The following is a 25,569-nucleotide window of genomic DNA, read 5'->3' on the forward strand; positions in this document are numbered from 1 at the left end:
AATCAAGCCGTTTGCGGGGCGCCGCCTTTCACCGGACTGTAAATTTCCTCCGAAACTTGTACCAGACCGCCGTTAGTGGTATACTGAATTATTATGAAAATACGAATGCCTGAATATGTAAAGAGAATAATAAGGACCCTGGAAGACAGGGGATATGAGGCTTATATTGTCGGCGGATGCGTCCGCGATGGCATGCTGGGCCGCCAGCCGGAGGACTGGGATGTATGTACATCGGCTACTCCCGAAGAGATCAAAGAGTCCTTCAGCGATGTGAAGACCGTGGATACGGGTATCCGCCACGGCACTGTTACGGTGGTCATAGATCACGAGCCTGTGGAGGTCACGACTTTCCGTACAGACGGTAAATACTCTGACGGCAGGCATCCTGACAAGGTCCAGTTCACAAAGGATCTTACGGGGGATCTTGCCCGCCGGGATTTCACTATGAATGCCATGGCCTACGGGCCTGAAGGCGTTATAGACCCCTTCGGGGGTCTGGCCGATCTGACCAACGGCGTCATTCGCTGCGTTGGCGATCCGGTCAAGCGCTTCCAGGAAGACGCCCTGCGCATTTTGCGGGCCGTAAGATTCGCGTCAGTCTTGGGCTTTGAGATAGAAAAATCAACAGAAGCCGCCATAAGCAGGTTCGCCGGCATAGTAAGATACGTTTCCACGGAGCGCATAAATACGGAATTTTCCAAGCTCATACTTGGCAAAAACGCCGGTAAGATCCTAACCAGATATCGCGAAGAGATCATGGAGGCTACGGGACCGGAGTTGCCCCTGCCGACAATGCTCGGCAAGATAGACCTGCTTCCGGCGGAGCTGCCTGTGCGTCTCGTTTTGTTGTACCCTGCCAACCTGAAGGATTGCCTGAAAGGCCTGAAGTATGACAATGCCACCATCAAAAAGGCTGCGGCCATCGACGCCCTTGCGGGGGAGCCGTTGCCCTTCGACGAAGTGTCCATGAAGAAACTTTTGCGCAAAGATGGGCCTGAGGCGGTTCGCGGCAGTCTGGAGATTTGCCGGACTTTTGACGTTGACACCAGCGATGCCAAGGCGATGCTGGCGGATATACTGGATTCGGGCCAGTGTTACAGCCTGGATCAGCTGGCTGTGACCGGGGCCGATCTGAATATGGCACCAGGGCCGGAGGTGGGCCAGGTGCTGAACGGTTTGCTGGATGCGGTCATCGAGGGTCGCGTCGAGAATGATAAAGAGAAATTGCTGAAAGAGGTGCGCTGATGAGCAGAAGAACTGTAGACTTGGGCGAGGACGTCCATTACAGCCCAGAGGTAATACGCAAATACGAGGATCCTGAGTTTGCCAAGGCGTCGGAGAAATACGAGCGGGAGGCCAGAAGGCGCAAAAACCACGGCGGCAAGCACAGTCGCAAGCCTGAGAAGAGTTTCAGGTCTGACGACAGTCGCAGGGCCAGCCGCAGCACCCGCAACAACGGCGGATACGGCGGAGGCTCGAGCAATAGCGGACATCATGGCAATAGCGGCCACGGCAGCGGTTCAGGTACCCGCACCAGATGGAATCCGGGCAAATTTATCAGGAATCTTATCATAATCCTGGCAATACTTTTTATTGCCTTCTGCGGATACTTCCTGTATATGACATCGCATTTGGATAAGGCGGATACCAGCGATTCGAATTTCGCTATCAACAGCCAGGTGGCCAGTGATCTGAAGGGCTACAGGAATATCGCAATTCTGGGAGTCGACGCCAGGGCCAATGAGGGCTACGATGGTTCCAGAACCGATGCAATAATAATAATGAGCATTAAGAAATCTAACGGAGATATTAAGCTGATTTCAGTCATGAGGGATTCTTACTTGAAGATGAATGAGAACGGCACTCTGACTCTGGATAAGATAACTCACGCTCACGCTTACGGTGGCGGCACTGATACCTGCGCAGCTCTTAACCGCAGTCTGGATCTGAATATCAGCGAATTCGTGATTTTCAACTGGAAGGCAGTGGCCGATACGGTTGATGCCTTGGGCGGCATAACTGTAGATGTGAAGCAGGATGAAATCAGCGACCTGAATCAATATGGAAAAGAAACTGCAAGGAATGTCGGTGGCACCTATACTAAGATCACTACTACTGGCAAGCAGACTATAGACGGTGTTCAGGCTGCTACTTACTGCAGAATCAGAAAAACCTCCGGCGGCGACTCGGGTCGTGCCAACAGGTATAAGAAGGTTATGTCTGCAGTTATGAAGAAGGCTATCACTTCACCGCTGAAGTTGAATACTCTGGCTAAGGAAGTCCTGCCTGAGATCCGCACGAATATGTCGCAGGCTCAGTTGCTTACGGCTGTCCTCAGGGCGCCGGGCTATGATATCAAGAAGAATATCAGCTGGCCGAAGAGTTATTACGGCGGACTGGTGGGCGGCGTCTGGTACGCGGTACCGACGACTCTGAGCAGTAACGTTCAGTGGCTCCACGCCAAGGCCTTCGCGCAGACGAATTACACGCCAACGACCACCTGCCTGAATATCAGTAACGAGATAATCAGTAGCACCGGAATACAGTGACCGCGCCGTCCCTGCATCACTCTACTTTGGTATTAAGCAGGACGCTGACGATGAATACGTGGTCGGCGGTCTGCCAGGTGCAGTTGCCATGATAACGCTCGGCTACGGACTGGATGCTGGATATGCCGAAACCGTGGAGATCCTTCTCGTTTTCCTTTGTGCTCATGAGAGTGCCATCAGCAGAACGATTCAGTTCACCGTCATAACTGTTTTCCACACGGAGTATCAGTTTGTCGTCGATAGGAAAGCAGAAGAGATGGATGAACCGCTTCTCGCCGGCGGGAGTTTTCACGACAGCTTCAACGGCATTCTGCAGGCAGTTGCCCAGCATTATACAGATGTGGAGAGTATTGATGCCAAGGTTTTTCGGGAAGAGAAATTCGCATTTGAAGTCTATGTTTTCCTGGCTGCAGCGATTGGCGCAATCGGCAATTACAGCGTCGATCTCGTGGACCTTGCTCCATACGGGCAGGGACTCAGGCAACTCGGAGGCCATGTTATCGATGAAGGCCGACAGACCATCGTAGTCGCGGCTTTCCGACAGGCCTTTCAGGGCGTTGACAATGTGACGCCTGTTGTGATTGTGCTCTCTGATGCTGCGGACATTATCCACCAGCATATCGTAATACTTGCCGGACAGAACCAGCTGTTCCTTTGTGACAAGAGCCTCCGACTCGGACACCAGCTTATCACCAAGGATCGTAAGGGAACTGAAAGCCAGAATATAGCCGCTGACCTCCAACGCCATCATGGTGAAATTCCGGAAGAGTATCCATACATCAGGAAGCGACCAGGGCTGCCAGGCGTCCGTGAAGAAGACGATGGCGACGAAATTGCACAGGGAAAAGACCACCAGGTTGCTGATGTTTTCCATGTAAACCGACAGGCATTTCAATATGACCGGTCGAAGCTCCAGAGCGAAGGCCACCATGAAGAAGGAAACCGTGATCAGATAGCAGGTGAGAAACAGCTGAGATGCCTGATAGTCGTTTATGCGACCGCCGAAGATGGCGGTGACTGTCCTGGACAGAACCAGAATTATGTACAGGGTGTTATTAATGAAGATAGCTGTGAAAACAGCCTGACGCCTGGGAACCTGCTCGAACAGGTAGAAATACGCTGCAATGCTGAAGAGACCGTAAACCAGGATCAGCAGTCCGTGGATCACCACGTTAAGGCCCGGGGCCAGGTAATATTCGCAGGCGCCCATGGCCGCCGCAACAGCTGACCAGACGCCGACACACTGGTACCACCTGCGTTCAGTCGGATACAGAGTGTGCACCATAAGAATCCCCATGGCCAGATACATGACCTGAGGTATATACATTGAAAATCCGTGGAGCTGCCAGATCATAGCGGCGTCTCCCCAAGATGCTTTTTGACGAAATAATTAGTATACATATCTATTATCTCCTTTTTCCCGTGAGCCCTGATAGGCACCCTGCTGCCGTCATTCATGAGAAAATCATCCTCCGCATATTTCACATAGTCCATATTCACCAGATAACTTTTGTGGCAGCGGATGAACCTTGGATCATCCAATTCCAAGTCGTCCAGTTTGCAGTAGCTGGTCTCCTCGTGACCGTCGGCCAGATGGATCGTCACGACATGGCCGTGACTCTCGGCAGAAACTATGTCCCGGTACTCGTAATACCTTAAGCGGCCTTTTTGTTTGAGGGCCAGACTTTTCGACACCTCCGCCCTGGTCAGTTTGTCCAGGATCAGGTGCAGGCGTTCCGTGTTCACAGGCTTTACGAGATAGCCGACCGCTTCCACCTCGTAACTTTCTATAGCAAAATCCTTGCTGTTGGTGAGGAAGGCAATGGGCACGCGTCTGTCGATCTGGCGGATGGCTTTGGCCGCGTCGAAGCCGTTCATATCGTCCATGAATATATCCATGAGCAAAAGGTCGAACCTGGCGAGGCCGTCGATGTAATCGTCCAGGAGTTTCTTGCCGGAGTCGTACTCGTAGGCTTTGTATTCGATGTCGGACCCGCTGAAGTACTCGCACAAAATGTCGCTCAGGGCGTCTCTCTCATATTTCTGGTTGTCGCAGATAACTATGTTGAACATTTTAACCTCAATTATCTCTGATACTATAGTTGGCAGTTCTATAAATATATCATTTTCACGAGATTTTTTCAACGCTAATCAGAAATATAGAAATTATCAGACAACGATTTTGATGAAAAACCTTCCGATTTTGATGAGTGCGTTTTCTGAATCTTTAGATATGGTAATGTATATATATCAATTTTTTCAATATTATCAATATTATAACAAGGAGAAAAGAATGGCAGACAAAGAAAAGAAAGTACGGGTGCCGCGTACGCCAAAGGTTTATCAGGCACTTATCACATTCGGCATTTTAATTGTCGTAATGGCGGTCGCAATTATCGTATACGGCTCTCCGGTACATGTTCCAATGTTCATCGGAGTTATCGTAGCAGCCTGCATGTCGTTATACCTGGGATATGACTGGGGTTTCATCGAAAAGGCAATGATGGATGGAATATATAACGCCCTTCAGGCTATTATCATACTTATTATCGTAGGAATCCTCATCGGAGTGTGGATCGTCGGAGGAATCGTACCGGCAATGATCTATTACGGCCTCAAACTTCTGTCGCCGTCAATATTCCTGGTAGCAGCTCTTCTGATCTGCTCCATTACATCCCTGGCAACAGGTTCGTCATGGGGAACTATGGGAACTATGGGTCTTGCCCTCATGGGAATCGCTACGGGCCTGGGAATACCTGCGCCAATGGCGGCCGGAGCTATCATATCCGGAGCATACTTCGGCGACAAAATGTCACCTTTGTCAGATACGACGAATCTGGCTCCTGCTATGGCAGGCACTGACGTTATCACTCACGTTAAGTTCATGATGCTCCCTACGGGAGTTGCTTACGCAATTTCCATCGTAGCCTTCGGCATTATGGGATTCATGCACACATCCAATACCGGTGGAGCAGACCTGTCTTCTATTAAGGAGATGAGCGATGGCCTTTCCGGCATGTTCAACATCAACCCGCTTCTGCTTCTGCCGCCTATTATCGTAATAGGAGCTGTAGCAATGAAGATACCTGCGATTCCGGGAATCACTCTGGGAATCATTTCCGGAGCGATCATAGGTATGATTTTCCAGGGAGATGCTTCATCTTTCGGAGTAATACTGGATGCAGGAATGAATGGATATACAAGTAACAGCGGAATCAAATCTATCGACAGCCTCCTGAGCACAGGCGGTATCAGCAACATGATGTATTCTGTTTCCCTGACAATGATCGCCATGATGTTCGGCGGTATTATGGAGAAAACCAAACAGCTGGACGTTATAGTAGAAAAGATCCTGCGCATTGCCAAGAGACCTGCTACTCTAGTGCTGACTACAGAGGCTACCTGCCTGCTGAGCAACATCACTATGCCGGAGCAGTACATTTCTATCGTAGTACCTGGCAGAATGTATGCGAAATCATATAAGAATATGGGACTTCATCCTAAGACTCTTTCCAACGCTTTGGAAGGATCAGGAACAGTTACTTCAGCTCTGGTTCCTTGGAACACATGCGGAGTTTATATCCTGGCAACATTGGGAGTTTCAACATTCCAGTACTTCCCATATGCGATCTTCAATATTGCAATGCCTATCACAGTTGCAGTAATGGCATTCATGGGTCTGACTCTTGCTGACAAGGACGGATACAGAATGACTAAGAGAGCCCAGGCTAAGAAAGCAGCTGACATGGCTCAGAGAGAAGAAGCAGAAGATCTGGAAGCATAAAATGTGCAGACTACGAAGGTCCTCGTTTGTCCTCGTGCGCGAACAGCCATATAGTCTCACTCACGAAGAATAGAACACGTTACGAACTAGGCGAAATCTTAAAATTTTCTTTGAAAATTTAAATGGTGACATTGTCGGAATAATTGTACAAGTGCATTATTCCGCCTTTGCCACCATTTATTTCGCCGTCAAACAGCGTAACGTGTTTTTCTATTCTTCTTGCCCGTTTGCGACTATGGCTGTATCTGCTCCTGCGGAATCACTCGGGCCTTTGTGTCTGCACTAGTCGTTTCCTTAGAAACAGAAACAATAAACTGTATTTCACCATCTATGACTAATTAAACAGTTTGGTGTATTCTGTTTGTGTGTCGGCAATATGGTAGATAAAGACAGTATCATCGATTACTCGATAGATGATTACGTGTTTTTTACATATGACCATGCGGTAGCCAGTTCTATTTAGCCATTCATCAGGTGTCAGTGAACCGGACATAGGAAATTGCTCAAGCCGTTCGATTGCATCCAAAATATGACCACTGACTTTTATAGCAGTTTTCATATCGAACAGCACTGCATAATAATCTTCGATCCTTTTTAAATCTTCCCAGGCAGATGGGAGAATTTTTACGTTATTCATCTTCAAGTCGTTTCTTCAGTGCTTCTTTAGCTTCCGAGATGCTCATTGTTTTCTCACCATCTATGCGTTCCTGCTCTGCCTGCAGTATTCTGTTGCGTAACTTAAGAATTTGCTCTCTTCTTTCAAAGGTATCAATACTCATTAAGACCATGTCGCCTTCTCCGTTTTTAGTGATGTAAATAGGCTCGTGGCTTTCCTTAGCCAGACTGGATATAGACGTATAGTCATTCCGTAAAGCTGCAGATGCTTTGATAATCATGGTGTCACCCTCCCTTATATGCTTTCGATGATATAATTATATCATAATATTACTATTATGTAAATACTCCAGAATTGTAAATCAGCAATAAGTTATTAGTAAGAAACTAAGCAACCAAGGCGGAAGGGGCGAAAGCCAGGTCTCCAGTCCCATTGAAGCAGTTGCATTTGGGCTCCGCGCACGTATTGGTCAAATATCCAAGATGATGGTGCGTATTTTTATTTATTGTAAACCAAATCCGCACTTATTGACTGAATCTAAGAGGCCAAGGTGCGCAGCGCTAGGATTGATTGGTATAAATAGAAATAAATGGAAGGAACTGGGGAGAGGAAATGCACTCTTTGTCTTCTGAAATGGCTAATAAGTGCGCAGTAAATCGTTGGAACACCAATATCCGCACCTCCATGCTCTGAGAATCACTGATAAGTGCGGAAACCATATTTGGAACCCACCTTAACGCACCTTGATCCCTTAATAAGAGGCTATACGTGCGAGTCGCACGTATAGAACCAAATAGCAGATAAAAGGTGCGGACAACGTGTCTAGGATTATGGGTACATACCATTATGGGGACCTACCATAATAGCAATAAGTTATCAGTAATAAACCAAGCAACCAGGGCGGAAGGGGCGAGGACTAGTGAAAGCCTTCGCCCCTTCTGTCTCATATTCCGCTGGCGCCGTAGTTAGCCAGTACCCGCGCTGACGGGTCAGAAACATTACAGCCGCGCCACCTTTTGTTCGGCATCCAGTAGCCGGTAACCATCTGAGCCTGACCCGGGTAATACCTTTCAAAGAGCATACGGTAAAGTAAAGATTCTTTTGTAAAAGGTTTTGGAGAGGAATACTGCTCTCTGTAAAAGGCGTACTCGGTGTCAGAGAAATACTCTTCCGCGTATTCCTTCAGATGATCCACCATAGAATGACCTACAGCATCGCTGAAAGCTGCCTTCTCGCGCATAAGGATAGAGGTAGGAAGGTAATCACCCTTGAAAGCGCGCCTTAGCAGATACTTACCTTTGCCATAGGTATTCATCTTAAGTTTTGGGTCTATGCTCATGACATAGTCCACGAAGTCCAGATCCCCGAAAGGCACACGGGCCTCCAGAGAATTGACTGAGATGCACCTGTCGGCCCGGAGAACATCGTACATGTGAAGCTCACGGATCCTCTTGGCCGATTCCTCCTGAAAACTCTCAGGATCAGGTGCGAAATCTGTATATTTATAGCCAAACAATTCATCAGAGATCTCGCCGGTGAGGAGTACCCGGATGTCTGTATGCTCATGTATCCATCTGCACACCAGATACATACCAATAGAGGCTCTGATGGTAGTGATATCATAGGTGCCCAGCAGATGAACTACTTCAGGCAGAGCAGCCAGCACATCCTGACGAGTGATTATTACCTCGTGATGATTGCTGCCAATGTAATTTGCAACTTCTTTAGCGTATTTAAGGTCTATAGCATCCTCCGACATGCCTATAGCAAAAGTTTCTATAGGCTTGCGGAGCAGCTTGGCCGATACTGCGCAGACCAGAGAGGAATCGAGTCCGCCGGACAAAAGGAAGCCGAGAGGAGCATCGGCGTCCAGCCGCTTTTCGATTCCGGCCACCAGCTTATCGTGTATGTTTTCGCAGATCACATCAAGTTTATCGTTACGGAATGATGTGACCTCTGTCATGTCACGATAGCAGTGGAACTGACCGTCTGCATAGTAATGACACGGAGGAAATGGCATGATCTTCTTCGCCAGGCCGACCAGATTCTTGGCCTCCGAGGCGAAAATTATCGAGCCGGCGCTGTCGTATCCATAGTACAACGGGCGTATGCCGATAGGGTCTCTGGCCGCAACAAGCGAACCGCGGTCCCCGTCGTAAATGATCAACGCGAACTCCGCGTCGAGCATCTGAAACATGTCCGTGCCATACTCTTTGTACAAAGGTAACAGCACTTCGCAGTCAGAATCACTTCGAAAAGTGTATCCCTTTTGTTCCAGCTGAGAACGAAACCCGCGGAATCCGTAGATCTCACCGTTGCATACTATGTGATTATTCAGGAGAGAAAAAGGTTGCATGCCTGCTTCCGTCAGACCCATAATAGCCAGCCGATGAAAGCCAAGCATACCCGGGTTTAATGCAACGGTCCGAGACATATCCGGACCCCGTGAAATCGTTTCGTCGAAGCCGCCTTTGAAATCCTCAGGACTCAGGGCGTCTCCGGCATATCCCATTATTGAACACATTTGCGCTACCTCCAATTATCTGATGCCAAACAGCAGATGACCGTACGAAGGGTATGGCCAGTAAGTTTTGGCTGTGATGGTTTCTAATTCGTCGATGACTACACGCAGCTCCGACATAGATATAAATACCTTATCATGGTAATATTTGCCCAGCTCCGTTACATCAGTTATCTCCTTGGCGTTCATTACTGCGTCTTCCAGAATGCCTACCTTCTTGTAGGCCGATTTCAGCAGGGCTGATACTTTGGTGAGGAGTTCTTCCTCATATATGCAGCAGATATCCGGGGAGACCTTATGCTTCGAGGTTATGGTGTCTGCCAGTTCCCGTGAGAAGAGGCTGACGGCCGGAAGCATTTCCTTTCTGCCCATTTCTATCATAGTCAGGGCCTCTATATTTATTACCTTGCAGTAGCCTTCCATGAGGATCTCGTAGCGGGATTCCATTTCCGCTCTACTGAGGACTTTCTGCTTTGTAAACACATCTACATTTTTTTCATGAAGGAAGTACGGCAGACATTCAGGCGTGGACTTGAGATTAAGCAGCCCACGGCCTTCAGCCTCCTTGATCCAGTTTTCATCGTAACCGTTTCCATTGAAGAGGATACGCTTGTGGTCTCTGATGGTCTTCTTGATAAGTTCGTCCAATGCTTCCTGGAAGTCTGAAACTCCCTCCAGGCTGTCTGCAAACTGGCCAAGTTCCTCGGCGACTATGGTGTTCAGCACCACGTTAGGCCCCGACAGTGACAGGGACGAACCCAGCATCCTGAATTCAAATCGATTTCCCGTAAAGGCGAAAGGCGATGTCCTGTTTCTGTCCGTAGTGTCCTTAGGGAACTTCGGCAGAATATGAACGCCTATTTTCATAAGCTCCTTTTCCTTGCTGCCGTACGGCGTCTCCGTTTCAATGGCTCTCAGTATGCCCTCCAGTTCTTCGCCGATGAAGATTGACACGATGGCCGGCGGAGCTTCATTGGCACCCAGCCTGTGGTCGTTGCCGGCGGAGGCCACGGAGATCCTCAGCAGATCCTGATACTCGTCTACAGCCTTAATGATAGCACTGAGGAAAAGCAGGAACTGGGCGTTTTCGTAAGGCGTATCGCCGGGCTCCAGCAGATTCACGCCGGTGTTTGTGGACAGGGACCAGTTGTTATGCTTGCCGCTGCCGTTGACTCCTGCGAAAGGTTTCTCATGGAGGAGACAGACCATGCCGTGCTTCTTGGCGATTTTCTGCATGAGTTCCATAGTAAGCTGATTGTGATCCACGGCGATATTCGTCGTAGTGAATATTGGAGCCAGCTCGTGCTGTGACGGAGCAACTTCATTATGCTCAGTCTTGGCCAGTATACCCAGCTTCCAGCATTCCTCGTGGAGCTCCTTCATGAAGGCCTGCACCTGAGGCTTGATGACGCCGAAGTAATGATCCTCCAGCTCCTGACCCTTAGGCGGTTTGGCGCCGAACAAAGTGCGGCCTGTATATATCAGATCTTTTCTCTGATCGTAAATGTCTTTATCTATGAGGAAATATTCCTGCTCGGGGCCGACGGTGGTCCGGACCGATGTGACCTCCTCGTTGCCGAAAAGCTTCAAAACTCTCAGGGCCTGTCTGTTGATGGCCTCCATGGAGCGAAGCAGGGGTGTTTTCTTGTCCAGGGCTTCGCCGCTGTAGGAACAAAAAGCAGTCGGTATGCAAAGGACGTCCTCTTTTATAAATGCGTAGGATGACGGATCCCAGGCCGTATAGCCTCTGGCCTCAAAGGTGGCGCGCAGGCCTCCTGATGGAAAACTGGATGCGTCGGGTTCTCCCTGCACCAGCTCTTTGCCGGAGAATTCCATGATGACCTTGCCGTCGCCGGCCGGTTCGATGAAACTATCATGCTTTTCGGCTGTGATGCCGGTCATTGGCTGGAACCAGTGGGTGAAATGTGTAGCACCCTTTTCTACAGCCCAGTCCTTCATGGCGTTGGCCACAATATTGGCGGCTGCCGGATCAAGTTTCTTTCCGTTCTTGATGGTGCGCTGCACCTGCCTGTAGGTCTCCTTAGGCAGCCTGTCTCTCATGACAGTGTCGTTGAATACCATGGACCCGAACAATTCTGCTATCATATTACTTAACTTCCTTTCCAAAAATATAAAAAACAACGGCGCATAAGGAGGATTCCATACGACGCCGTTGCCGTTGCTTTTTACTTTACTTTTTCTTATTTCTAGGATGTGCCCATTCTACAACGATATTTGGTATTTGTCAACAGTATTTTATAAAAAAGTTTGTTTATATTGACAAATTTATAAATCAGGAATAAAATATCCCTAAATTATTTTTTTGAAAAAGGAGAGAGATCATGTATTCTTACGAAGATATAATGACATTCGTAGAGGAAGAAGATGTAAGATTCATAAGGCTTGCATTCTGCGATGTCAAAGGGGTACAGAAGAATATCGCCATAATGCCGGGAGAACTTAAGCGGGCCTTTGAAAGCGGCATTTCCTTCGATGCCTCGGCTATAGAGGGCTTCGGCGCAGAAACAAAATCAGACTTATTTTTGTTCCCGGATCCCCAGACCCTGGTGACTTTGCCATGGAGGCCGACCGAAGGCAGAGTGGTGCGCATGTTCTGCGACATCAGACACCCGGACGGGTCGCCCTTTGCCCTGGATGGCAGGCGTATACTCGCAGACGCAGTGGAGGCCGCCGCCGCAGAAGGTATTAAGTGTTTCTTCGGCGCGGAGTTTGAATTCTATCTTTTCAAGACGGACGATGACGGAAATCCTACTATTTCCCCTTATGACAGCGCCGGATATTTCGATATAGCTCCGGCGGACAGAGGCGAGAATATCAGAAGAGAAATCTGCATCAACCTGGACGAAATGGGCATCAGACCCGAGGCATCCCATCATGAAGAGGGACCGGGCCAGCAGGAAATCGACTTCAAGTTTTCCGATCCCCTTTCGGCTGCAGATAACGCCACTGCCTTCAAGAATGTAGTGAAGATGATCGCCATGGCCAATGGGGCGGCAGCTGATTTTTCGCCGAGGCCTCTGGATGGCAAGAGCGGCAACGGCATGCATATCAATATGTCTGTCAGTTCTGATGACGGGCGTGATGTGCAGGAGCAGTTCATGGCCGGGATCATGGAGCATATCAGGGAAATCACATATTTTCTAGATCCTCTGGAAAGCTCTTACGCACGGCTTGGAGAGTTTAAGGCACCTAAGTTCGTGACCTGGTCGCCTGAGAACAGATCGCAGCTCATAAGGATACCGGCTGCAGCTCCAGAAAACCGCCGCATCGAGCTAAGGTCGCCGGATCCTGCGGCTAATCCGTATATTGCCTACGCTCTGCTGATTTACGCGGGCATAGACGGTATAGAAAGAGAACTTGCGGCCTGCGAACCTTCAAATACTAATCTTTACAGGGCTGAGGAAGCGGATACCCGCGGCCTTGGAAAATTGCCGGAGACTCTGGAGGAAGCAAGGCAGCTGGCCAAGTCCAGCGCCATTGTAAGGGAAGTCCTGCCGGCAGAACTGGTAGAGCAGATATAGGTTGACGCGCCGGACGGTTGCAACTGCCCGGCCTATACAGAGAGGAGAAACTGACATGGCAGAGAGATACTACGCAATGATAGTATCTGCCGGGGAAAAGACGGAGAAATCCATTTCCCCTATTTTGTCATCTGATGGTTTCACCAGAACTGTGGCAGTATCCACCGCCGGGACTGCCAGAAAGCTTGTGGCCGACAGTATGGTAGACCTGGCCATTATAAACTCCCCCCTGCCCGATGACTTCGGGACGCAGCTGGCCCTTGACCTGGCCGAGCGGAATATCAGCGTGCTTATTTTTGTTAACAGAGACATTTCAGATCAGGTGGCCTCTAAGGTGGAGCCTGCCGGAGTCGTTGTCCTGGCCAAGCCCGTGTCGCGGCCGGAACTTATACAATCAATCAAGATTCTGAAGGTCATGCGAAGCAAACTCAGGTCTCTTGAAGCGAGAGCCGTTACCGTGGAGACCAAGATGAAGGAAATCAGCCTGGTCAACCGGGCTAAGTGGCTCCTCATAGACAGGCTGAAAATGAGCGAGGAAGAGGCTCACAGATATATTGAGAAATCGGCCATGGACGACTGCGTCAGCAAGAGCGTAATTGCCCAGGGCATAATCAAAACATATGATTCGTAAACTACCGCAACTGTGACTATTTATGGCATTGCCGGGGATTTTGTGGTATACTGTTAGCGTTAATAATTTTCGGAGGAAAACCATGAGTGAGAACAATTCAAACAACTTTATCCACAACATTATAGACAAAGATATCGAGGAGGGCACCTACGGGGGCAAGGTATACACCAGATTCCCGCCGGAGCCAAACGGATATCTGCATATAGGCCACGCCAAGTCCATCTGCTTGAACTTCAGTACAGCGCAGAAATATGGCGGCAAGTGCAATCTCAGATATGATGACACTAATCCGGTCAAGGAGGACGTAGAATACGTAGACTCCATCGAGGAAGATGTTAAGTGGCTGGGATTCACATGGGAGAAGAGGCTTTGGGCTTCCAATTACTTCGACACCATGTACAAGGCGGCTATTGAGCTCATCAATAAGGGCAAGGCTTATGTTGATGATCTGACGCCGGAGCAGATGCGCGAATACCGCGGCACATTGAAAGAGCCGGGCAAAGAAAGCCACTGCAGGAACCAGAGCGTTGAAGAGAATCTCTCTTTGTTCGAGGACATGCGGGCAGGAAAGTTCGCTGACGGCGAGAGAGTGCTCAGGGCTAAAATCGATATGGCATCGCCTAACATCAATCTGCGCGACCCTATCATCTACAGAATAGCCCACATCGAGCACCATAACACAGGTAACAAATGGTGCATTTACCCTATGTACGACTTTGCGCACCCTATTGAGGACGCTATCGAGGGCATAACCCATTCCATCTGCACATTGGAATTCGAAGACCACAGACCTTTGTACGAGTGGGTTTTGAACGAGGTCGGCTTCTGGCCGCACCCGCCTAAGCAGATAGAATTCGCCAGGCTGAACCTGACTAACACGGTCATGAGCAAAAGGCTGCTTAAGGGCCTTGTCGATGACGGCGTTGTTGACGGCTGGGACGATCCGAGGATGCCGACAATCGCCGGCCTTCGCAGACGCGGTTATACGCCGGAGGCTATCCGCGAGTTCTGCGAGGAGATCGGAGTGGCTAAATCCAACAGCACCATCGAGGTGGCCATGCTGGAGCACTGCGTCAGGACGGATCTGCAGAATCGTGTTGAGAGCAGAAACGTAGTCGAGGATCCGATCAAAGTGGTCATTACCAACTATCCTGAGGGACAGTCGGAAATGGTCGAGATCGAGAATAACAGAAACGTACCGGAGATGGGCAGCCGCAAGGTGCCTTTCTCCAGAGAGATATATGTAGACGGAGCTGACTTTATGGAAGAGCCTGTAAAGAAGTATTTCCGCCTGTTCCCGGGCAACGAGGTCCGCGTCAAGGGGGCTTACTTCGTCAAGTGCGAGTCAGTTGTGAAGAACGATGATGGTTCTATTAAGGAACTGCACTGCACTTACGACCCTGCCACCAAGAGCGGTGAAGGGTTCGAGGGCCGCAAGGTCAAGGGAACCATACATTTCGTAGACGCCGCCACGGCAATCAAGATCAGGATCAGGAACTACAATTACCTGATGATCGATGACGAGAATGGAAATCAGGTACTGAATCCGGATTCTGTAGTGGACACCTGGGGCTACGCTGAGCCGTCTTTGGCAGAAGCGAAGCCGGGAGAACGTTTCCAGTTCTTCCGCCACGGCTATTACATTGCCGACAGTGAGCTGACGACAGACACAGAGAAGGTCTTCAACAGGATCGTTGACCTGAAGAGCTCCTGGAAACCGAAGAAGTAGATATGTTTCGAAGAACTTGGGCTTTCAGATATACAGGAACTAAAAGTTCTACTTTTGCGGGTCAAAATACTTGAGAAGTAGAAAAAGTTATAGACAGAAGCACTACATACAGCCATTGCTGCAATGTGGTGCTCTCTTTTTTCTACTAGAAACAAAGAAACATGTTGAAAAGTAGAAATTAGGGTACTTTTCTGATTAAGTTTTGTCAGGTTGACAATATAAAACTCAGATTTTTCTACTGGATGCGGAAAACAGTGCTTAAAAGTAGAAAAAATGAAAAGTGATGGTTGTGTGAAGAAAAAAATGATTAATAAACTCATCCGACTATAAGCAAGTAATTTATCGATTTGTCGTGGTGACGCATTATTAGTGGCATGCACACTAAATATCGGCTGAATTGTCCATAAAGTTGTGTAGCGCAACAATTTAACAAATCGTGAGAAAGCTCCATTGACACCGTGAAAACATGTAGGTATACTTATTGATACATAGCAATTTATAATATATTGCTTATTATTGAGGAGGTAGTTAATGGAACAGCAGAGTAAGGGCCAGTGGGGAAGTAATTTCGGATTCCTTATGGCGGCCGTAGGTTCGGCAGTTGGATTGGGCAACCTGTGGGGATTCCCGTATAAGATGGGAAACAACGGAGGATTTGCATTTCTTATAATTTATCTGGTACTGGTAGCGTTCGTTGGCGTAGTAGTTACGCTGGCAGAGTTGTCCTTAGGACGTAAGTCTGGTATGGGAGTAGTAGGCGCCTATGAATCGATCAGCAAAAAGTACTCCTTTGTAGGTTGGTTCGGCTGGATATCGCCGATGCTGATACTGGGATTCTATTCTATGCTGGGCGGATATTGCATCAAGTACGCTATCGCTAATCTGGGCGACCTGTTTAATGCCAGCTGGGGCGTTAACGGGGCAGAGAGCGCCACATATTTTTCGACTTTCTATGGAGACCAGATCCAGACATCAGTGATGTCGCTTATATTTGTGCTCCTGACAATACTTATTGTTAAGGGTGGCGTTTCAGGGGGAATAGAAAAGTTCTCCAAATTTGCCATGCCGGCTCTCTTCTTTATGCTTTTGATTGTTATCATCAGAAGTGTGACTCTGGATGGCGCCGGAGCAGGACTGAGCTTCATGTTCAAGCCTAATTTCGAAGTATTCAAGGGAACGGGTTGGATCAGCGTCCTGGCTTCAGCTGGCGGTCAGATGTTCTTCTCCTTGTCACTGGGCATGGGCATTATGATCACTTACGGATCATATATGAGAAAAGATGAAAACCTGGAAAGAAACGCCATAATCGTTCCTATGGCAGACACAACTATTGCTATAATGGCAGGTCTGGCTGTAATGCCGGCTGTTTTCGCAGCAGGCTTAGATCCGGCAGGCGGTCCTGGACTTCTGTTCGTAACTCTTCAGACCGTATTCCAGGCTATGGGTTCTGCAGGTCCTATATTCGGATTCCTGCTGTATGCGCTTGTATTCATTGCTGCTATCACATCATCGATTTCTCTGTTGGAAACCGTATGCGCAGTTGTCATGGACAAACGCATGGAAAAGGGAAAGACAATTAACAGAACAGCGATCACATGGATCATGGGAGCTATAGTAGCTGCCGAAGCAGTGTTCGTATCATTAGACGGACTTGGCTCCAATGGATTCATACAGATATTCGGTCAGGGCTGCTGGCTCGATACCTTCGATCTGGTTTCCGAGGGCATACTGATGCCACTTGGCGCATTGATCATGTCGATAATATTCGGCTGGATCAGACCGGGATACACAGATGACGAGATATCACTGGATGCTGGCGGATTCAAGATAGAGAAGTATTTCCACTTCTGCATCAAATTCATAGTGCCAGTAATAATGGTACTGGTTCTGGCTGGACAGATCGATTCATTCTTCGGACTGGGATGGTTCTAGCAAGTAATTGCACAAACATAAATAAAAGACTGGCCCTTGGGAAACCTCGCGCCAGTCTTTTTACGTTGATAATTATTATCCTGATTTATCAGACCATCGGTAACTTGAAGGTCAGAATGGTAAACAGTATCATGCCGAACAAGGCGAATGGATAAGTTGCTCCATATCCTGCGCCAGGCTCGTCACAGCCTAGGGCTTCAGTAGCTGCGCCAAGACCCGGAGTGGATGTCATGCCTCCGCAGAGAGCACCGGACAGCATTACCCAGTTGATCTTGAAGACATAGCGTCCAACGATGAAGCCAACCAGTATAGCAATAGCTCCGATGACGAATCCCAGAACAGCTACTATCAATCCGGAAACTGAAGAAATACATGCGTTGATGGCGCCATATCCGTAATTCAGACCTACGATAGCTAGGAAGAACACCAGGCCCAGCTCTCTGATCTCCGACAGGATCTTAGGATCCATACGGAAGTGAAGAGGTCCTATATCTCCTATATAGCCAAGGAGCAGTGACGCTATGAGCACTCCGCCTGTGGCTCCCAGATTTACATAACCCAGAGGACCCATGTAAATATTGATACTTCCAAGGAGATAACCGGCTACGCATACTATGGAGTAGCCCATGATATTGAAAGGCACTTGTTTGACTTGCCGGACTTTCAGGTTCTGGGATGCCTTCTCCATTTCTATATAATATTGTCGTTTCTCTTCAGCAACATCGAACTTAAATACCATGTTGAAGAAGTTCATGGCCAGTATGACGACTATTACGCCGAATGGATAACTGACCGCATGGCCCATTCCGACTTGCGCCACGGCGTTCTTAACATATTCGTTCTGCTGATCCTTGGTGATCTTGGCAGGAACGTTCTTAGTACTTAGTTTGTATTTGTCGCCTAAGTTGATCATTTTAATGGCGGCGACTTTCTCTGATTCTTTCAGATTTGAGTAGTCTGTGGCTACTTCATTGGCGTGGGATTCCGATGATTCCAGGGCTGCGCCCAGTCCCGGCGAGCTGGTGAGCGCGCCAGTGTAGATGCCTGCCACAGCATAGGCGTTGCTGCCTTTCACGATGAATGTGGCACCGTATGTAACGCCTGCGCCGACAAAGGTTATAAGTATGCCCAGTACGACGAACTTGGCACCGTATTTTTTGATAACAACTCCCAGATCCTTCGCGGCCAGTAAACCTAAGGCCGAAATAAAGAATACCAGGGAGGCCGAGAAGAAATAATCGCTGACTACATTGCCGTTGTTATTGACGAAAATGTTGGTAGCTACTTTATAGACTGCCGAACCGTCATCACCGGCCTTGTAGACCTGATCCGCGTACTTGTAAACTGCCCAGCCGATAACGAGACCGACGAACAGCGCACCCGACGCGCCGAAACTGAACTTGCCGAACTTGATCTTGCCAAACAACAGTCCGAGAGCGATAGTCACGAACATGAGGATGAAAGGATTCAGCAGCAGGCTCCAGAAGTCAAATTGTATAAAACTCATTTTGTCCTCCAACTCAATCAATAATTTAATAATTCTTACAATTAATTATATACGAAAAAGCCGGGCTCATGGGAAGTTAAATTCGGTATAATTGTTCTATTTTTGTACATTGCTGACTTGCTTTAATTGGCTGAATTTCAACACTTTAGCAGGGTAAAACAATTACTGCTTGTACTGGGCGGACATTCATGGTAAAATATGTAAAAGCCACGAGAGGAGATCGATTTGACAGATTACACGCCATACATAATTACACTGATGAAATGCCTGGGAGCCATACTCGCCGGCATATTGCTGGGCAACGGCGCAGTATATTTCTTTAACAAAATGCCCGCCAAGTGGTTCTGCGACTACGGCGAGACGCCATCGGCGGAACTTCGCGACCCATACACCCAGCGAATCAAAAGTAACCCCTGGAAGTTCGTCTTCACGATGTTTTTTGTTGCCATCGGCGTGTATATGGTCGTCAACGACTGGCGCTTTGCCATTGCGGCCCTGCTGGCCATATGGCTCATGGTGGAAATGTCCATTGGCGACATCAAGTACGGCATAGTGCCGGACCAGCTGGTGATCCTGCTGGCAGTGTCGGCCCTGGGCTTCATCGCCTATCACGGCAGTTGGAAGGACTGCGTTTTCGGCGCTCTCATCGGCTTCGGCGTCATGGGATTCATGGGCCTCCTTGGCAAACTCATGTACAAAAAGGACGCCGTAGGCGGTGGCGATATCAAGCTCTTCGCCAGCCTCGGGCTCCTGACGGGAGTCTATGGCATACTGGCTATCTTCGTCATGACGACGATATTCAGCGCGGGGCATTTCATATGGCTCCTTTTGCGCAAAAAAGCTAAAAGAACGGATTCGCGGCCTATGGTTCCTTATGCGACCCTGGCCACGATCATATATCTGGTCTTCCTGTGGGGAAGGCTGGAGCTATGGCTGACGCTGTAGCGGGAGGCGTTTTATGTTTATGGATATGAAAACTCAGTGCTTCATGGAGGCGGCCAAGTGCCTGAACTTTACCAAGGCGGCGGAGCGGATGTTTATTTCCCAGCCGGCCCTGTCGAAGAACATCGCGTCACTGGAAGCAGACTGTGGCATGCGGCTCTTTTACAGGGACAAAAAAAGCTCTGTGCGCCTGACTCCTGCCGGGGCTGTCATGCTCTGCGAACTGCAGAAGGCTGTGAAAATCACCGACGGCATACTTGAGAAAGCCCGTATGGCCGAGGCCGGTGAAGAGGGGCATATGGTCATCGGTCTGCGATTCGGGCAGATATTCAACTATGACGTTAAGGCGGTTCTGAATAAAATCGATGATGAGTATCCGGGCATAGAAATCGAGAAGATATCCGGCGGCTACAGAGATCTGCGGACCTGGCTGGAAGATGGCACGGCCGATATGATCGTAACCTATGAGGAGGAAGCGGGACTCATCAGTGACGCCACCTGGGAAGAGGTGGCTGTATTGGATATGGGTTTCTGCGTGCCTAAGGAAAATCCCCTGGCAGCAGAGAAAACCCTGCATATCAGGGACCTCGAGGGGCAGAAGATAATAGTCCCTGACGAGAGGGAAATATTCACAGTGTACGATAGATTCAGAGAGCAGTGCATGATGGAGGGATTCGCGCCTTTAGAAATCTATGCGCCTGATCTGAATCATAAGAATCTTATGGTGGAAATGGGCAAGGGCATTTGTCTGTGCACCGATGACGTCATGATCAACAGGAGCCCCAACGTGAAATTCTTCAAGTGCAGAGAGCTTGGGAAGGTGAAACTGGTAGCCGCCTGGCTGAAGGACAATTACAACCCTGTCATAACTTTTTATCATCAGATGTACGAAAATCTCTACCGTAACGAGCGATAGAGCATAGTTTTAATAACCTCAGGTTATGATAACATAATAGATAAATATTTCACAAATACCACCTTGCGTGGTATTTTTGTTTTATCAGAATATTTGTTATTTGAAATATTATCTACATTGACCTTATTATGATTTTGGAGGTATCATTATGAGCAATCAGAAACACGACGTTAAAGCCGGTAAGAGCAACTTCGGCGCGAAAGGATGGTTCGTCATCATCTTCTCATTCCTTTGCATAGTCCTTGACAGTTCCCTGATCAACGACTCGCTGAATGTAGTCATCAGCGCTTTTTCAGGAACCCACGGATGGAGTCAGAATTCACTGTATGCATTCTCATCCATATGCTCCTTCATATCGGTTGCAGGAGCTGTACTCTGGGGCTATCTTTCTAACAAAACAAACATCAGATTTGTCTGGGGCTTTTCCCTGGCAATTACGGCTGTTGCTTGCTTCTTCTGGGGCAGGACTGACAGCATAGTAGTTTACTTTATCTGCCTTGCAGTATCTACAGTTGGCGGCATGGCCTTCTGCTATATCGCAAACCTGAATGTTATTTCTAACTGGTTCCCTAAGAAAAAGGGAATCGCCATGGGATGGGTAACCATCGGTTTCCCTCTGTCGGCAGCAGTAACATCAGTTGCGGTAGGTAAAATGATGGCAGCAGGCGGACTGCCTCACGTTTATACTGTTTATGGTATAATTGCAGCAGTATTCGCTGTTATCGCATTTATCTTTATCAGAGATTACCCGGAACAGGCCGGAGCATACCCTGATAACGACAAGTCATATTCCAAGGAAGAAGCAGATAAGGAACTCAGACTTGGACTGGAGTACATGAAGACTTCTATCTGGAAACCGGCTAAGCTTCTGAAGAATAAAAGAGTATGGGCAATAGCATTTTCCCTTGGTGTAATGGAGCTGTATTCTCTTGGAGTAATGACAAATTTCCTTCCAAGATTCCTTCAGGCAGGATATCAACAACCGGAAATTCTCAAGATGCTTGGCATAGCGGGAGCTCTCGCATGCCTCGGAAGTTATGCTTGCGGACAGCTTGACGCTCACGTTGGCACCAAAAAGGCAGTGCTGATAACCCAGACTCTGGCAATCATCGCTTTGATCCTTAACCTGATCCCGATGAGAGCGACACAGTACGCATCACTTCCGTTCCTGGCAATGATGCTTGGCGGCGCTTCCAACTATCTGGTTTCCTTCACGAATACAGTCTGGGGTCGTTACGATTTTCCTATGGCCTATAAAGTGCTTAAGCCAATGGTTGCAGCCCTTGGCGCCTGCGGAGTCGCCATCGTCGGTATCATAGGAAATACAGCATCATACGCAGTGGCTTATGTAGTGCTTGGAGTTCTGGTAGCTGCAGGAATGGCCGTAATGGCAATGACATCTGACAGCAAGCTTGGCCGCGATGAGGAAGATTTTGAAGCCGAAGAAGCTGGCCTATCAGGAGCAGCTGATAATCAATAAGTTAACAAATGTTAATAGTATACATAATTAAAAGGATATTAGCACTAAGAGAATAGAAATAGTATAATCAATAGTATAAAGAGGAGTATCAAAAATGAAGGTATTAGGAATTTCCGCTGGTTCAAAAAACGGAAACAACGACGCTATGTGCAAGGAGGCTCTCATGGGAGCCAGGGAAGCCGGAGCTGATGAGATCCAGTTCATTAATCTGAACGATCTTCATCTGGAGCACTGCACAGGTTGCACAGCCTGTGTAATGAGCCTTATGAGCGGCAAGGGCGGAGCTTGCATCATTAAAGATGACTTTGAATGGCTCAGAGATAAGATGATGGATGCAGACGCGATCGTCTGGTCTGTTCCGATCTTTGAGAAGGGCGCATCCGGACTGTTCAGGACTATAACTGACAGAATGGGCCCGAGAAACGACAAGGCTATGATCATAGTCGGCAGCAAGATCGCTGAGGAAACGGGAGGCAAACTTCCTGATCAGAGAATGCTGAAGGACAAGGTCGTGGCTTACATCGGAGTTGGCGGATCGGATTGGTCCACCAGGATACAGTGCGATTTCTTCAATCAGGCACTTACGCCTGCATGGAAGGTCATCGACACAGAAGTATTTTCATGGTCCAAGTGCATAGTAATGGACGAGGATAAAGTTAACAGAAGCCACCAGATAGGCGTGGAGCTGGCCAATGCTGCCAAGGATTATGAGGCGGCCAAGTGGGTCGGAGATCCGGGGATCTGCCCTCACTGCCATTGCAGAAACTTCTATCTGAGCGACGATGCTACCAAGGCGACTTGTTGCGCCTGCGGACTCGTTGGCGAAGTCAAAGTCGACGGCGGGAAGGTATCCTTCCACTTCGATCCGGAGACCGAGGCGAGAGCACACGATCTGCTGTCCGGCAAGTTCATGCATGTAGACGATATCAAAGAGAACGAAGGCAAGCTGATGGAGCTGAAGAAGACCGATGAATTCAAGCGTAAGAAGCAGGCTTACATCGACTTTATTTCAGCAACAAAACCTGACTAGGCTTTCTCGTGGAAGGCCGTGCGGCCTGCGCGGAGCTGAATAGGCTTGCAGAAGAAAAAGAGGAGATTACAAATGAGCGACAGAACTATGTTGCCTTTTGAGCCAATGAGGAGTTTGATCTTTGTTGACCTGGCAAAAGAAGATTACAGAATCAAGTTGGAGAACTGGCTGTACAGGTATCACATTCCAGACAGCATTTCACAGTTCGGACCTTATGTTACCAAGTATGCCTTTTATCCGGCATTACCGGTACCTCCGGGCGGCGAGCGCTTCGGAACTGTAAGGATGCAGATGACTGAGCATTACTGGCTTGTTAATCCTAACAACCCTAAGTTCAACCATCACAAGGCTCTTACGGAGTTCTTCCCTACAGACGTATTGAAATGGCAGAACAATATCCCTGACGATTTCGACCCTAATAATATGGCGCCGAAAGATGAAGTGGAAAACATCGAGGGAGACGATGCAAGGTCGACCAAGGGCGATGCTTCCAAGGGAACAGTTCCTTTCATATTCGCTTTCATACCGGTATGGTGGGAAGAGGATTTCAAGGGCGAAGGCAGAACAGTCGAGGACGGACCTAACTACAGATGGCAGTTCGTCATCAAGTACCCTGAAGGCCATGAAGAGGAAGGCGAGAAGTGGTTCCACGAGGAGTTCATCCCGGCATTCCAGGATGCTGAAGAGGTCAACAGAATAGTATCCAGCAGGGTCATACAGGAAGCCAATAACTGCGAATTCGACAGAGTCTGCGAGATGTGGTTCCAGTGCCAGACATCATGGGTCAACACTATCAAGGAAGTATCCAAGAAAGTCAAGAAGCCGTCATGGGCAGAAACTGAAGATTTCCCTTACCTCACACAGAGCTTCGGTATCTCCAGCGTATTCCTTTCGGATATAGCGAGAGCAGACAATATAACTAGTTATCATGGCTATATCACCATGAGGTAAGGAGAGGACGAGTTATGGCAGTAGAGTTTAAAGAGGGGAACAAGGGTTACATCAAAAACCTTGAAGTCCTGGGTTATAGCAAAATGGACGGCAATTGCGGCATGTTCCAGATGGCCCTGTATAAAACTAAAGAAGGAAAGTACCTCCTGTACGGAGCCTGCTTCGGCGGCACCCAGAAAGGAGTAATGATCAGCGATGTAACTGATCCGGAAAATCCTGAATTCATAAGATATATGCAGCTTGTGGATCCGGAGGAGTATCCTACCACAGAAACTCCGAAGGTACAGATAGCAGACGATCTGCTGATCTGCGCAATGACAGCCGGTTCAGGTCCGGAGACCTTAACAGGCAAGAAAGACCTGTCAGATGTCAAATGCGAAGTAGGCATAAGGATATACAGTCTGAAGGAAGATCCATTACATCCAAAATTCCTCAGCTATTGGGACTGTGGAGTCCCACATTCTATCGGAGTCCACAGATTCATGTACAACGGCGGCAGATACGTTCATCTATCCTGCGAGTGCATGCCTTTCGAGGGCATGATCTACAGGATCATCGATATAGAGGACGTGATGCACCCGAAGGAGATCGGCAGATGGTGGTCTCCTGAGCAGTACGCTGACGGATATCCTGGCAGAACCTTTGACCATGCGGCCGGCCACGTGCCAAACTTCATGGACAAAGGATGGATGCACGGCCCTCCTTTTGTTCGCGGCGACAAAGCCTACCTTGGCTATTGTGGCGACGGTTTATACGTCCTGGACGTGTCGGACATGACCAGGCCTAAATGCCTCGGCAACTTAAGGTTCATGCCGACATTCTCCAGCGAGCTGGCAGGCGCGAGACTCCACACAGCATTACCTTTGCCGGGCAGAGATCTGGTGGTTTGCCAGAACGAAGGCGAGAGATTCCAGTTCTTCGGACCTGGAAAAATCCAGCACCCGCAGGCTTTGAACAATATTCACATGGTCGACGTCAGCGACCCGACCAGGCCTACGCTCATAGCTGAATTCCCGTATCCTGAAGTTCCTGAGGACTTCCCTTATAAGAACTTCAACTATATGCAGATGGACGTTCCGGGACCTTTCGGGCCTCATAACCTCCACGAGCCTATGGACGGGAAACCATGGCTGGAGCAGCGTGGAGATAGGGTCTACTGCTGCTACTTCCATGCGGGACTCAGAATATACGACGTATCCGACGAGTTCAGACCGAGGGAGATCGCATACTTCATTCCGCCGAATCCTACACAGGATCCGAAAGAATCCTACTTCCCAGGCTTCCCTGGACCGCGTAACGCAGTCACAGAGGACGTCATAGTCGACGATCGCGGCAACATAATCATCGACGCGCTGGACGACGGATTCTACATTCTGAGAATGAAAGAAGACAAATAGATTCAATAACTTATTAGACGAAAGGCTGCTGTCTTCAGATGG

Annotated in this window: 20 protein-coding genes; 13 read left to right on the forward strand and 7 right to left on the reverse strand. The window is 48.6% G+C overall.

All coding sequences use genetic code 11. The annotated features are described in order from the left end of the window. Positions 1–105 precede the first annotated feature (105 nt). Positions 106–1,245 carry a CCA tRNA nucleotidyltransferase gene (locus EV211_RS00135; RefSeq protein ID WP_166635310.1) on the forward strand — a complete coding sequence of 380 codons (1,140 nt, stop codon included), beginning with the start codon at positions 106–108 and terminating at the stop codon, positions 1,243–1,245. Beyond that, positions 1,245–2,549 carry an LCP family protein gene (locus EV211_RS00140; protein ID WP_133527404.1) on the forward strand — a complete coding sequence of 435 codons (1,305 nt, stop codon included), beginning with the start codon at positions 1,245–1,247 and terminating at the stop codon, positions 2,547–2,549. The genes EV211_RS00135 and EV211_RS00140 overlap by 1 nt, the downstream gene beginning before the upstream one ends. Positions 2,550–2,565: 16 nt before the next feature. Here EV211_RS00140 and EV211_RS00145 read toward each other — a convergent pair whose 3' ends face one another. Together EV211_RS00145 and EV211_RS00150 are read right to left on the reverse strand one after the other, a co-directional pair. Beyond that, complete coding sequence (locus EV211_RS00145) at positions 2,566–3,903, reverse strand: ATP-binding protein (protein ID WP_133527405.1); 1,338 nt, start codon at positions 3,901–3,903, stop codon at positions 2,566–2,568. Continuing rightward, complete coding sequence (locus EV211_RS00150) at positions 3,900–4,622, reverse strand: LytR/AlgR family response regulator transcription factor (protein WP_133527406.1); 723 nt, start codon at positions 4,620–4,622, stop codon at positions 3,900–3,902. The genes EV211_RS00145 and EV211_RS00150 overlap by 4 nt, the downstream gene beginning before the upstream one ends. A gap of 166 nt (positions 4,623–4,788) precedes the next feature. Between EV211_RS00150 and nhaC the strand changes: the two genes are divergently transcribed. Next, positions 4,789–6,333, forward strand: a complete 1,545-nt coding sequence (gene nhaC / locus EV211_RS00155) for a Na+/H+ antiporter NhaC (RefSeq protein ID WP_133527407.1) — start codon at positions 4,789–4,791, stop codon at positions 6,331–6,333. 334 nt (positions 6,334–6,667) lie between these two features. Here the strand turns inward: nhaC and EV211_RS00160 are convergent, their stop codons facing one another. From EV211_RS00160 to EV211_RS00175, 4 genes are all read right to left on the reverse strand, one after another. Then, the gene (locus EV211_RS00160) at positions 6,668–6,970 is read right to left on the reverse strand and encodes a type II toxin-antitoxin system RelE/ParE family toxin (protein ID WP_133527408.1); all 303 of its coding nucleotides are present in this window, start codon (positions 6,968–6,970) and stop codon (positions 6,668–6,670) included. Beyond that, positions 6,963–7,229 carry a type II toxin-antitoxin system Phd/YefM family antitoxin gene (locus EV211_RS00165; protein WP_133527409.1) on the reverse strand — a complete coding sequence of 89 codons (267 nt, stop codon included), beginning with the start codon at positions 7,227–7,229 and terminating at the stop codon, positions 6,963–6,965. Before EV211_RS00165 ends, EV211_RS00160 begins: the two co-directional genes overlap by 8 nt. 663 nt (positions 7,230–7,892) lie before the next feature. Further along, positions 7,893–9,473, reverse strand: coding sequence for an asparagine synthase B (asnB, locus tag EV211_RS00170; RefSeq protein WP_133527410.1), 1,581 nt, complete (start codon positions 9,471–9,473; stop codon positions 7,893–7,895). 15 nt (positions 9,474–9,488) lie between these two features. Next, positions 9,489–11,576: a glutamine synthetase III family protein gene (locus EV211_RS00175; protein WP_133527411.1), complete on the reverse strand. Its 2,088-nt coding sequence runs from the start codon at positions 11,574–11,576 to the stop codon at positions 9,489–9,491. Between the two features lie 236 nt (positions 11,577–11,812). Between EV211_RS00175 and EV211_RS00180 the strand changes: the two genes are divergently transcribed. The 4 genes from EV211_RS00180 (at position 11,813) to EV211_RS00195 (ending at position 17,304) form a co-directional block, all read left to right on the forward strand. Further along, positions 11,813–13,012, forward strand: a complete 1,200-nt coding sequence (locus tag EV211_RS00180; RefSeq protein WP_330564442.1) for a glutamine synthetase family protein — start codon at positions 11,813–11,815, stop codon at positions 13,010–13,012. 55 nt (positions 13,013–13,067) lie between these two features. Next, positions 13,068–13,643, forward strand: coding sequence for an ANTAR domain-containing response regulator (locus EV211_RS00185; protein ID WP_133527413.1), 576 nt, complete (start codon positions 13,068–13,070; stop codon positions 13,641–13,643). An 82-nt stretch (positions 13,644–13,725) separates the two neighbouring features. Next, positions 13,726–15,372: a glutamine--tRNA ligase/YqeY domain fusion protein gene (locus tag EV211_RS00190; RefSeq protein ID WP_133527414.1), complete on the forward strand. Its 1,647-nt coding sequence runs from the start codon at positions 13,726–13,728 to the stop codon at positions 15,370–15,372. A gap of 531 nt (positions 15,373–15,903) precedes the next feature. Then, positions 15,904–17,304, forward strand: a complete 1,401-nt coding sequence (locus EV211_RS00195) for a sodium-dependent transporter (protein ID WP_133527415.1) — start codon at positions 15,904–15,906, stop codon at positions 17,302–17,304. Positions 17,305–17,392: 88 nt separating this feature from the next. On the opposite strand, the gene EV211_RS00200 is transcribed toward EV211_RS00195, so the two are convergent. Beyond that, on the reverse strand, positions 17,393–18,811 hold the full coding sequence (locus EV211_RS00200) for an aspartate-alanine antiporter-like transporter (protein ID WP_243108514.1): 1,419 nt from the start codon (positions 18,809–18,811) through the stop codon (positions 17,393–17,395). A gap of 225 nt (positions 18,812–19,036) precedes the next feature. On the opposite strand from EV211_RS00200, the gene EV211_RS00205 reads away from it, so the two are divergent. The 6 genes from EV211_RS00205 (at position 19,037) to EV211_RS00230 (ending at position 25,527) form a co-directional block, all read left to right on the forward strand. Next, positions 19,037–19,756 (forward strand): prepilin peptidase, encoded by a 720-nt coding sequence (locus tag EV211_RS00205; protein ID WP_133527416.1) that lies wholly within the window; start codon positions 19,037–19,039, stop codon positions 19,754–19,756. Positions 19,757–19,775: 19 nt separating this feature from the next. After that, positions 19,776–20,669, forward strand: coding sequence for a LysR family transcriptional regulator (locus EV211_RS00210; RefSeq protein WP_166635311.1), 894 nt, complete (start codon positions 19,776–19,778; stop codon positions 20,667–20,669). Between the two features lie 148 nt (positions 20,670–20,817). Continuing rightward, complete coding sequence (locus EV211_RS00215) at positions 20,818–22,149, forward strand: MFS transporter (RefSeq protein ID WP_133527418.1); 1,332 nt, start codon at positions 20,818–20,820, stop codon at positions 22,147–22,149. Between the two features lie 94 nt (positions 22,150–22,243). After that, on the forward strand, positions 22,244–23,179 hold the full coding sequence (locus EV211_RS00220) for a flavodoxin family protein (RefSeq protein ID WP_133527419.1): 936 nt from the start codon (positions 22,244–22,246) through the stop codon (positions 23,177–23,179). A gap of 72 nt (positions 23,180–23,251) precedes the next feature. After that, a complete protein-coding gene (locus EV211_RS00225) occupies positions 23,252–24,130 on the forward strand; it encodes an acetyl-CoA hydrolase (protein WP_243108515.1) in 879 nt (292 codons plus the stop codon). Positions 24,131–24,144: 14 nt separating this feature from the next. Beyond that, complete coding sequence (locus EV211_RS00230) at positions 24,145–25,527, forward strand: LVIVD repeat-containing protein (protein ID WP_133527420.1); 1,383 nt, start codon at positions 24,145–24,147, stop codon at positions 25,525–25,527. The last annotated feature ends 42 nt before the right edge of the window (positions 25,528–25,569 follow it).

Source organism: Aminicella lysinilytica (assembly GCF_004362975.1).
Lineage (GTDB): Bacteria > Bacillota > Clostridia > Peptostreptococcales > Anaerovoracaceae > Aminicella > Aminicella lysinilytica.